1 protein-coding gene is annotated in these 225 nt (G+C 67.6%); it reads left to right on the top strand.

Translation table 11 applies throughout. The features are described from left to right. On the top strand, positions 1-225 hold a 225-nt coding region (locus HMPREF0072_RS11790), incomplete at both ends, for an efflux RND transporter permease subunit (RefSeq protein ID WP_155811924.1).

Raw genomic sequence — 225 nt, 5'->3', positions numbered from 1 at the left:
CTGCTGGAAGTGCGCCGGCAGCCGGGCGCCAACATCGTGCAGACCGTCGAGCGCATCCGCGCGATCCTGCCGCAGCTGCAGGGCGTGCTGCCGGCCGACGTGCACCTGGAGATCTTCAACGACCGCACCGAGACCATCCGCGCCTCGGTGCATGAAGTGCAGTTCACCCTGATCCTCACCATCGGCCTGGTGGTGGCGGTGATCTTCGTGTTCCTGCGCCGGCTG

Origin of the sequence: Anaerococcus lactolyticus ATCC 51172 (genome assembly GCF_000156575.1) — a bacterium.
Lineage (GTDB): Bacteria > Bacillota > Clostridia > Tissierellales > Peptoniphilaceae > Anaerococcus > Anaerococcus lactolyticus.
Note: the sequence above shows the minus strand (reverse complement) of the source record. Positions and strands in the feature narration are given on the sequence as shown.